Origin of the sequence: Streptomyces sp. KLMMK (assembly GCF_036961605.1) — a bacterium.
GTDB classification, from domain to species: Bacteria; Actinomycetota; Actinomycetes; order Streptomycetales; family Streptomycetaceae; genus Streptomyces; species Streptomyces telluris.
The window spans coordinates 1-9,076 of sequence record NZ_JBAMDC010000270.1 but is presented as its reverse complement, the minus strand read 5'-3'; the positions used below and the strand labels follow the sequence as shown (position 1 = coordinate 9,076).

The window sequence follows — 9,076 nt, the reverse complement described above, 5'->3', positions numbered from 1 at the left end:
TGCGCCCTACGGGGACCTCGTGCCCGCCGGGCGTGAGCAGGTCGCCGGTCAGCGACCAGACGTGGCGTGGCTGGGGGGCGCCCGTGCCGTGGGCCGTCCCCGCGACGACCCGGACCGAGGAGACCTGCGAGAACTGCAGCGCAGCCCGGCCGCCGAAGCGGTCGCGGAGGGCGGTGAGGGCGGCCAGGACCTCGCCGTGGTCCTCCGGCGGCTCCGGATCGGGGAGGTCGATGCGCCAGGGGCCGGGCGGGTCGCCGGAGAAGATGCGCGTGCCGCGGCCCGGGCCCTGGTCGTGGCGGCCCATGCGGGTGGCCAGGAGGTGGGCCGACGTCCCGCGGGGGCCGGCCGTCACCACGCCGCCGACGGCGGCTTCGCAGGCGACGGTCTCCCCCGCCGGGACGTCAGCGGGCATCGGTGTCGCCGTTGACCGGCGCCTCCAGCAGCAGGCCCATCCCGGCCAGCGAGCGGACCAGCTCCAGTCCGCGGCGGAGCGTGGTGTCCGGGTCGCCGGAGTCCTCGGGGAAGACCTCGGCGATGAGCTGCCGCGCGGTGCGCCGGCCGTCGGCGCGCTCCAGCAGGTCGCGCGCGCTGCGGCCCAGCTGGATGGTCTCGATCCGGTCGTGGGCGCTCTTGCGGGTGACCACGTAGCTGCTGCCGTTCGCGCCCGTGCCCTCCTCGGCGGCGGGTGCCCCGGCCGGGCCGCGCAGCATCCGGTGCAGGTCGTGCGGGAACTCGGCGCTGAGGAAGTCCCCGGCGCGCAGGGGGGATTCGGGGCCGACGCCGGGGGCGGCGGGGCGCGGGGGCGGCTCGGGCAGGTCGGCCGCGGCCAGCCGCATCATCTCGTAGCGCACGAGGGACGCGGCCGGCGAGTCCTCGATGCCGAGGCGGACGGTCTCCTCCTGGGCGAAGACCAGCAGGTCCCGTGCCTCGCTCTGGTGGCGGAAGCGGGTCCCCGGCGAGTGCTCGGCGTTGTACTCCTCGATCCAGGCCACCCAGCGCTCGTACCAGTCCATGGGCGAGTCGTAGTACGGCAGGAGCCGCGGCCACAGGGACGCGAGGACGACGACGTGGCCCGAGAGCTCCTCGGCCGCGTCGATCAGCGCGTCGCCCACGTCCGGGCAGGCGAAGCGGTAGTCGGTGCAGAAGAGGTCCTTGTGCTCGCGCCGGTACTGCTGGATCTGTCCCATGAGCGGGTCGGTGACGGGGATGTCGTAGTACTCGGCGGGGCGGTTGAGGGTGGGCGCGTACTGCTTGTACATGGGCGACTGGTGCAGCGGGACGAGCGTGAAGAGCTGGCTGCGCCCCTGGCCCTCCTCCAGGAACTGGAAGAAGCGGGTGAGGGTCTCGGACATGGTCTCGCGGGTCTCGGTCGGGTAGCCGACGATGAAGCCGGTGACGGGCCGGATGCCCGCGGCCTTCGTCGCCCGGACGACCTCCAGGGACCGTTCGAGGTCGAGGTTCTTCTTGATCCAGCGCTGCATCTTCGGCGAGCCGCTCTCGATGCCGTAGTAGATCTCCTCGCAGCCCGCCGCGCCCATCTTGTCCAGGAGTCCGGCGTCGATGAGGTCGGTCCTGGTGCTGCAGCCCCAGGTGACGCCGAGGTCGCGGGCGATCAGGGCGTCGCAGAACTCGTGGGTCCAGGGGCGGTTGCAGGTGAAGATGTCGTGCGAGAAGTTCACGCTGGTGCGGCCGAACACGTCCCGGACGTACTCCAGCTGCCGGATGATGTCGTCGATGGGCCGCATGCGGAACTTGCGCTCCCAGAAGGGTGCGGTGGCGCAGAAGGAGCAGCGGAAGGGGCAGCCGCGGCCGACGTCGAGGTACAGCCGGGCGCCCTTGGACATGTCGTAGGCGTAGTAGGCGGGCCAGGGCAGGTCGGCGAGGTCCTGGAACAGCGGCCGTTCGGCGTTGACGACGGCCTCGCCGCCCTTGCGGTGGGTGAGGCCGCGGATCCCGGAGGGGTCCCCGCCCGCGTGCAGGGTCTCCAGGAGCTCGTTGAAGGTCGCCTCGCCCTCGCCCCGCACGATGAAGTCGGCCCAGGGGAAGCGGCCGAGGAACTCGGCGCTGATGGGGGTGACGGCCGGGCCGCCGAGGCAGATCAGGGTGTCCGGGGAGCGCCTGCGCAGGGCCTGCCCGAGGAGGACGGTGTGGACGAGCGAGTCCGCGTCGGTCATCAGCCCGACCAGGGAGTCGCCGGCCGCGAGCACGGACCGGGCGAGGCTGTCGTAGAGGGCGTCGTCGTTGGGCACGGCGCCGTCGAGCAGCAGCTGATTGGTCTCGACGACCTCGATCGCGGCGGGCGCTCCGGCCGCGTCGGCGGCGGCCTTGAGGGACAGCAGGCCGACGGGGACGAAGTTCTGCATGGGCGGCGGGTCGCCGGGCCGGGTGCGCAGGGACATCCCGCCGTGGTTGAGGTGCGGGCTCGTGGCGAGCGCGACCTTCATCATGAGCGCTCCCCGGGCAGGGTGCTGCGGGCCGGGACCGTGCCCGGAGCGGGGGCCGGGACCGCGTCCCGGGCGCCGGGTCCGGCCCGTTCGCCGCGGCGCAGTTCGACGCGCGGCTCGGCCATGATGCGTGCGCGGAAGAGCTCTTCCCTGCGCAGGATGCTCTGCAGCTGGAAGTCGCTGGTGCCGCAGCCGTCGAAGGTGCCGTTGAGGATGCTGGACTGGCTCGGGCAGCGCCCGGTGCAGAAGTACTTGTCGTCGTTGATGGGACAGCCTTCGCAGGTGTCGCGGTAGTTGTCCCAGGTGATCTTCCGGATGAGCCAGTCCTCGCTTTCCCAGATGCCGGCGAACGGGGTGAGCTGGACGTTCCCGCCGCACAGCACCTTGTTCCCGGCGCAGGTACTGCACGGGAAGACGTCCCCGGCGGAGTTCACGTAGCAGACGCCGCGCGCGCTCATGCAGCGGCGCGTGGCGAAGACCATGGTGTAGAGGAAGTCGAGCACCTTGCCCGCGCACAGGCCGAGGGTGCGGTCCTTCTCGCGGCCCCACTCCTCCTCGTCGATCCAGAACCGGGCGGTGCGCTCGACGTCGTGCATCGAACTGGCGAGGTCCTTGTGGAGGGCGCCGCGGCCCATCGGGATGAACGGCACGCTGCGCAGGCTGACGTCGTTCTCCTTCGCCCAGTCGATGATGACGGGGAGGTCGTCGACGTTCTCATGGGTCGTGGTGGTCATGATGCTGGTGTTGAATCCGCGGTCCCGGAGTTCGGCGAGCCGCCGGGTGACGTAGGCGAACTCGCCTTCGTTGCGGTATTTCCCCTGTCCGTGCAGGCCGTCGATGCTCATGCTGATGATGACGTCGTCCTGCGGTATGCGGGAGAGGATGCGTTCGCTGAGCGTCGTGCCGTTCGTGGCGATGCCGATGACGAATCCCAGGTCGTACGCGCGCTGCACGATCTCGCAGAAATCGGGGTGCATGGTGGGCTCGCCGCCGGTGACGATCAGCGAGAAGACGCCCATGGCCGCCCATTCGTCGAGCAGCCGCATGATGAGCTCGGTGGGCAATTCGGAGCTGCGCGCCCTGCCACCCTCGACGAAGCAGTGCGGGCAGCGGAGATTGCAGGAGCGGGTGATCTCCAGCCACACCATGGCGGGCGCCCGGAAATGAAAGTCCGTCTCCACGGAGAGTCTTTCGACGAGGTGGGCCGTGCATCGTTCGGGTGGTTCGCCCGCGCGCAGCAGGGCTTCGGCGCCCTCGTCGTACATGGCCACCGAACCGTCCGGGAATGCGGCCAGCCAGCCGAAGTCCTCCCGGCGGTAGCGAATGACCGGCCGGGTCTTCGGCGGCAGCCGCCGGGCGTATTCGGGCGTGCAGGACGAAACGTGCTGCAGCAACGTACCCCTCCATCGTCTCCGTCGTCGTCCGTCTCCCCCGCGCGCGGGACGGACGTGAACCGCCGGGGCCCTCGCCGGTGAGCACGAGAGCCCCGGCGGTCGTCGGGTGCTCCGGTCCCCCGCTGCTACTTGGGGGTACCGACGGTGCTGGCCGTGGTGGCCGTGCGCTCCTCGATGACGGAGATCTCCTCGACGGCGCGCTCGGGCGAGTCGGGTACGGACGGCATGTCCTGGGGCGAAACGTGCAGGTGGGCGATGCGCAGGTCACCGCGCGCCCCGCGGGTCACCACGAGGGTCTCGCGCAGGTACTGCTGTTCTTCGCCGAGAGCCACCCGGCAGTGCAGGCTGACGAGGGCCGTGTCGCCGAGGATCCGGATCTCGGGCGAGAGCAGCTGGCTGCGCCGGGCCGTACCGGCGGCGAGGGTGAACACCCGCTGGAATTCCTCACGGCTGTCGATGCGGGTGGGCGACGACAGAATGAAGAAGGTGGCGTCGGGGGCGAACAGGTCGAAGTACGCCTGGTCGCTGCGGTCATATGCCGACCGGTACTCCTCGAGGAGCTGCTGGACGGCTTCCCTGGTGATGGCGCCCGCGGTCACCGTGGGCACGAAATCTATGGTCATTGAGCGATTCCCTTGTTTTTCGGCTGCTCCGGCTGCGTCGACTGCATGAGGGACCGGAAAGGGACGTCGTGCGAGAGCACCCCCAGCGGAGGCTGAGGGAGGGTACCTGCGGAGAATTTCTCATCTCGCCCTTGCACCAGATCGCAAGGCTCACCCAGTCGCTCGCTTGTTCGCTGGTACCCGACTATCATCGAGGGCGAGTTGGCTGTCAATACCTGCGAACTCCCGCACAAAACTGCCCAGTTGACGGGTCTGATCGCGACCGCCGGCCAGCGGTTTTCGGCGCGGAATCCGTTATTCGAGCCGGATGGGAATTCGGGAGTCCCGTTCCGAATAGAGGACCGCCGGCCCCGGCCTCCCGCGCCGGGCGGCACGGGCCGGCGTCACGGCCCGGTCGTCACGGGTAATTCGATCACCCCCGGCCGGGCCCGGGCCGCAGGCCGGGCGGCTTGCACATGGCGCCACGGCGGTGTGAGGATGGCGCCATGGAACTCATGCGGTATGTCGACAATCTGCGCCAGGAACTCCTGGTCGCAGCCGAGGCGGGCGACGCGGAGACCCGCGAGGTCGCCGAGCGCCTCGTCGCGCCGCTCTCCTCCGCCGTCCGGCTCGTCCTGCTCGACGCCCTGTCCGCCGCCGCGGACGAGATCACCAGCGATCTGGCGCCGGGCTCGGTCGAGGTCCGGCTGCGCGGGCTCGACCCGAGCTTCGTCGTCAGCCTTCCCCCCTCCGACCACGGGCCCGGCGAGGCCGAGGGAGGCTTCGAGCACCCGCACGCCGGTGCGGTGCCCTCGCTGCCCGCCCCGCTGCCGGTGCCGGCGGGCGGGGAGGACGGCGCCACGTCCCGCATCAACTTCCGGCCGCCCGAGCACCTGAAGGCGCGGATCGAGGAGGCCGCCGGGCGCGAGGGCCTGTCCGTCAACGCCTGGCTGGTCCGGGCGGTGTCCGCGATGCTCGACTTCGACGAGCAGGCACGGCGCCCCGAGCGGCGCGCGCCGCGGGGCGGCCAGCACTACACGGGCTGGGTGACCTGAGCCCGGCCGGTACCGGAGCATCGCCACCGGTCCCGGAGCATCGCCACCCTTCCGACCAGCGGGGACAACACCATGCCTGTTTTCGAGACGCCGCAGCCCATCTCCGTCTCCGTCGACCTCCAGGTCGGGGACGTCCGCCTCCAGGCGGACGAGCGCACCGACACGGTCGTCGAGGTGCGCCCGAGCGACCCGGGCAGCCCGGCGGACACGAAGGCGGCCGAGGACACCCGCGTCGAGTACGCGGGGGGCCGGCTGCTCGTCAGGGGCCCGAAGTCGCGCGCCTTCTTCGGCAGGACCGGATCCGTCGACGTGACGATCGGCCTGCCGTCGGACTCGGCGGTCGAGGGCACGGGGCAGATGACCGCCTTCCGCTGCGCCGGGCGACTGGGCGAGTGCCGCATCAAGACATCGGCGGGCGACATCCGCGTCCAGGAGACCGGCCCGCTCACCGCCACCACTTCCCTGGGCGACGTCACGGCGGACCGGGTGCGCGGCGCCGCCACGATCACGACCGGGACCGGCGCGATCCGGGCCGGCGAACTGGCGGGGCCGTCGGTGATCAAGAACTCCAACGGGGACAGCCGGATCGGCGAGGCGGCCGGGGACCTGCGGGTGCGGTCGGCCAGCGGCAGCGTCTCCGTCGGCACGGCGCACGCGGCCCTGGAGGCCAGGACCGCCCACGGGGACATCCGCGTCGGCGAGGTCGTGCGCGGCTCGACCGTCCTCGCCACGTCGAGCGGTCAGATCGAGATCGGCATCCGCCCCGGCACGGCCGCACACCTCGACGTCCGGACGAAGTTCGGCAACGTGCACAACCTCCTGACGGCCTCCGAGGGACCCGGACGGTCCAAGGAAACGGCCGAGGTGTACGCGACCACGTCCGTCGGCGACGTGACGGTCCGCCGGGCCGGGGGCGCCTGAGGCGGACGCCCGCCGAGGAGCCCGGGAGGGTCACGCCCCGCTTCCGGGCCTCAGTCGGTCAGCGCCCGCACCATGACCCGTATGCCGCGCCACACCCAGCCCAGCGCACCGAGCTCGATCGCGGTGTCGGCGGCGTCGACGGCCGTCTCGGCCCGGTCCGAACGCCGGCAAGGCGGACACGTACGCCGCCGGAAGCGACCGTCCCTTCCACAGCGCTTGCACGCGCCCCTGCGGTTCCACATGGACATGATCATCCCATGAGCGGCGGCGGGCCACGGACGCGGCAGCCGGCCGAGCCGGACGTACGGGGCCGGACAGCGCCTCGTGCCCGCCGTGCCCGTTGTCAGTGGTCCCGTGCATGATCGCCCCATGACACAGAACACCACCGCCACCGATGCCCTGCACGCGGTCGCCCGTGAACACCTGCCCGCCGACGTCGCCGAGCGGTGGATCGGCCTGCTGCGGCCGGGCCTGGGGCTGACCAAGGCCGCGGACGAGGGGACGGACGTGGTCGTGGGCCGGCTCGGCGGGCTGCCGGAGCTCCCCGAGAACGAGGAGTGGCCCGTATGGGAGGGGCACGGCCCCCTCACCTTCATCGCCTCCCTCGACTGCGCCGCGCTCCCCTCCGCGGCCCTCGACATCGCCCTGCCGGAGGACGGCACGCTGTTCTTCTTCTACTTCGACGGGCAGCTGGACGACGGCAGTGCGTGGGTCGCGCCCGATGAGCCCGACACCTGGGCGGGAGCGCGCGTGCTGTACGTGCCGGCGGGCGTCCCCCTCGCCGAGCGCCCGGCCCCCGCGGGAATCCGGCCCTATGCCGAGGTCCGGCTGGCGGCACGCGTGGAGGCGACGGCCCCCTATCCCTGGCACCCGGTGATCTACCGGGAGTTCGCGCCGATGCCCGACGACCACCCGCTGTGGGACGAGGACTTCCAGGAGGCCCTGTGGGACGTCCCGGGTGCGGGACACCTTGTCGGAGGCCACGCCGACCCCGTGCAGGACGATGTGGAATCCGAGGTCGCCCGCGGCGCCCTGGGCAACCCGCCGAACGACGACCCCCGCATCGGCGAGGAGGCGCTGCGCTGGACGCTGCTCGCCCAGATCGACTCGGACGACGACGCCGGGATGATGTGGGGCGACTGCGGTGCCCTGTACTGGCTCATACGCCCCGAGGACCTGGCCGCCCGCCGGTTCGACCGCGCCATGTTCACCTGGCAGTGCAGCTGACGTACGGGGTGCGGGAGTTGTGGCGCAGGACCCCGGCCCCACGCCACTGACCGGCTACTGGCCGGCCGGTGCCGGGACGAGTCCGTCCGCGACCAGTCCGGAGAGCACCGCTTCGCCGAGGGCGTGGACGGCGGACTGCGGCCGGACCATGACCGTGAACTCCTTGATCCGCCCGTCGTCGCCGAAGTGCAGCAGGTCGATGCCGTGGATCTCCTTGCCGCCCGCCGTCGCCCGGAACAGCAGGACCGCCGACGGAGCGGGGGTGCCGTCGGCGCTGGTCTGCGCGGTGCCCGTGTAGTCGCCTATGTAACGGAAGTCCTCGAAGGTGCGCAGGAGGACCCCGAAGAGGCCCAGCACCTCCGGCTTGCCCTCGAACGGCGTGAACTTCACAGGGCTGTAGAGGCGGACGTCGTCGGTGAACAGGTCGTCGAGCGCTGCGAGGTCGCGGTTGCCGACGGCGGCGCGGAAGCGGTCTGTGGTGGTCATGGCCATCCCCTCGGGCAGTGATAGTCATGAAAATGACTAGTCACTTTCATGACTACCACGGGGTGCGTGCCGGGCGACAGGGCCGGAGGAAAGGCGGAGTTCCCGGATGCGGCCGCCACCGCGCGCGCAACTCCCCGGCGATGTACGTTGACCGGGATCGGCAACGCCTTCAACACTCGTACAAGTTACCGAAGGTATTGACGTTTACCGTTCACAAAATTATGGTCGCGGGACTCTCGCAGGAGATCAAAACGACGGAGCACCATGACGTACTCTCCCGGCGCCCGGCCGCGTCCCGTCCGCCTGTCCGTACTGCTGCTGGCAGGCGCGCTCGTCGCCTCGGCGGCGCCCGCGACCGCCGCCCCGGCGCCACCGCCCCCCACCGGCGCCCGTCCCCCCGCCTCCGTCTCCCCGTCCCCCGGCAACTGCCGGACGGACGACGGCTGGACGCTCGAGTCCACCCGCATCGACCCCGGTGACGCCCACCACGCCTACGTGGGCAACGGCTACCTGGGCCAGCGCGTCGCACCCAACGGGTCCGGATACACCGACAGCAGCGCCAAGACCGGCTGGCCGCTCTTCACGCCGAGCTACGACGGCTCCTTCGTCTCCGGCCTCTACGCGCACAACAAGCAGACCGCCGGCGACCGGCAGGCCGTCGCGGCCCTGCCCACGTGGACCACGCTCAACGTCGGCACCGGCGGAGAACACAGCGATACCTTCAACTCTTCGACGGACAAGGGGCGTATCTCCGGATACCGACAGACCCTCCTCCTGCACTGCGGCATCGTCCGGACGGCCCTGACCTGGACCGCCGCCGACGGACGGAAGACCGACCTGGTCCACGAGGTGCTGGCCGACCGCAACGACCCGCACGCGGGCGCCGTACGGCTGCGCATGACGCCGCGCTGGAGCGGCGAGGCCACCGTGACCGACCGGATCGACGG

9 protein-coding genes and 1 pseudogene are annotated in these 9,076 nt (G+C 71.4%); 4 read left to right on the top strand and 6 right to left on the bottom strand.

The window, feature by feature from the left end; all coding sequences use genetic code 11:
* The 4 genes from V7793_RS27650 to V7793_RS27635 form a co-directional block, all read right to left on the bottom strand.
* Nucleotides 1-412: hypothetical protein (locus tag V7793_RS27650; RefSeq protein WP_336011231.1), on the bottom strand; the 412-nt coding region annotated here is incomplete at its 3' end.
* Entirely contained in the window at nucleotides 402-2,447 is a 2,046-nt protein-coding gene (locus V7793_RS27645) for a radical SAM protein (protein WP_336011228.1), read from the bottom strand. The genes V7793_RS27650 and V7793_RS27645, both read right to left, overlap by 11 nt.
* On the bottom strand, nucleotides 2,444-3,838 hold the full coding sequence (locus tag V7793_RS27640) for a radical SAM protein (RefSeq protein ID WP_336011225.1): 1,395 nt from the start codon (nucleotides 3,836-3,838) through the stop codon (nucleotides 2,444-2,446). The genes V7793_RS27645 and V7793_RS27640 overlap by 4 nt, the downstream gene beginning before the upstream one ends.
* Before the next feature lie 125 nt (nucleotides 3,839-3,963).
* Nucleotides 3,964-4,461, bottom strand: a complete 498-nt coding sequence (locus tag V7793_RS27635; protein WP_336011222.1) for a nuclear transport factor 2 family protein — start codon at nucleotides 4,459-4,461, stop codon at nucleotides 3,964-3,966.
* A gap of 485 nt (nucleotides 4,462-4,946) precedes the next feature.
* Here V7793_RS27635 and V7793_RS27630 point away from each other — a divergent pair, with 485 nt between their 5' ends.
* Together V7793_RS27630 and V7793_RS27625 are read left to right on the top strand one after the other, a co-directional pair.
* Complete coding sequence (locus V7793_RS27630; RefSeq protein WP_336011219.1) at nucleotides 4,947-5,495, top strand: hypothetical protein; 549 nt, start codon at nucleotides 4,947-4,949, stop codon at nucleotides 5,493-5,495.
* 72 nt (nucleotides 5,496-5,567) lie between these two features.
* Nucleotides 5,568-6,416 carry a DUF4097 family beta strand repeat-containing protein gene (locus V7793_RS27625; protein ID WP_336011216.1) on the top strand — a complete coding sequence of 283 codons (849 nt, stop codon included), beginning with the start codon at nucleotides 5,568-5,570 and terminating at the stop codon, nucleotides 6,414-6,416.
* 50 nt (nucleotides 6,417-6,466) lie between these two features.
* Here the strand turns inward: V7793_RS27625 and V7793_RS27620 are convergent, their stop codons facing one another.
* On the bottom strand, nucleotides 6,467-6,658 hold the full coding sequence (locus tag V7793_RS27620; RefSeq protein WP_336011214.1) for a hypothetical protein: 192 nt from the start codon (nucleotides 6,656-6,658) through the stop codon (nucleotides 6,467-6,469).
* A 127-nt stretch (nucleotides 6,659-6,785) separates the two neighbouring features.
* Between V7793_RS27620 and V7793_RS27615 the strand changes: the two genes are divergently transcribed.
* Complete coding sequence (locus V7793_RS27615; protein WP_336011212.1) at nucleotides 6,786-7,643, top strand: YwqG family protein; 858 nt, start codon at nucleotides 6,786-6,788, stop codon at nucleotides 7,641-7,643.
* 54 nt (nucleotides 7,644-7,697) lie between these two features.
* On the opposite strand, the gene V7793_RS27610 is transcribed toward V7793_RS27615, so the two are convergent.
* On the bottom strand, nucleotides 7,698-8,135 hold the full coding sequence (locus V7793_RS27610; RefSeq protein ID WP_443058008.1) for a nuclear transport factor 2 family protein: 438 nt from the start codon (nucleotides 8,133-8,135) through the stop codon (nucleotides 7,698-7,700).
* 258 nt (nucleotides 8,136-8,393) lie between these two features.
* On the opposite strand from V7793_RS27610, the pseudogene V7793_RS27605 reads away from it, so the two are divergent.
* Nucleotides 8,394-9,076: pseudogene (locus V7793_RS27605) on the top strand (haloacid dehalogenase); the annotation flags it as partial.

Bases quoted from the DNA above. Each gene is read 5' to 3' on its own strand.
- V7793_RS27610 (WP_443058008.1), bottom strand. From the start codon at position 8,135: ATGGCCATGACCACCACAGACCGCTTCCGCGCCGCCGTCGGCAACCGC.
- V7793_RS27620 (WP_336011214.1), bottom strand. From the start codon at position 6,658: ATGTGGAACCGCAGGGGCGCGTGCAAGCGCTGTGGAAGGGACGGTCGC.
- V7793_RS27635 (WP_336011222.1), bottom strand. From the start codon at position 4,461: ATGACCATAGATTTCGTGCCCACGGTGACCGCGGGCGCCATCACCAGG.
- V7793_RS27630 (WP_336011219.1), top strand. From the start codon at position 4,947: ATGGAACTCATGCGGTATGTCGACAATCTGCGCCAGGAACTCCTGGTC.
- V7793_RS27625 (WP_336011216.1), top strand. From the start codon at position 5,568: ATGCCTGTTTTCGAGACGCCGCAGCCCATCTCCGTCTCCGTCGACCTC.
- V7793_RS27615 (WP_336011212.1), top strand. From the start codon at position 6,786: ATGACACAGAACACCACCGCCACCGATGCCCTGCACGCGGTCGCCCGT.
- V7793_RS27645 (WP_336011228.1), bottom strand. From the start codon at position 2,447: ATGATGAAGGTCGCGCTCGCCACGAGCCCGCACCTCAACCACGGCGGG.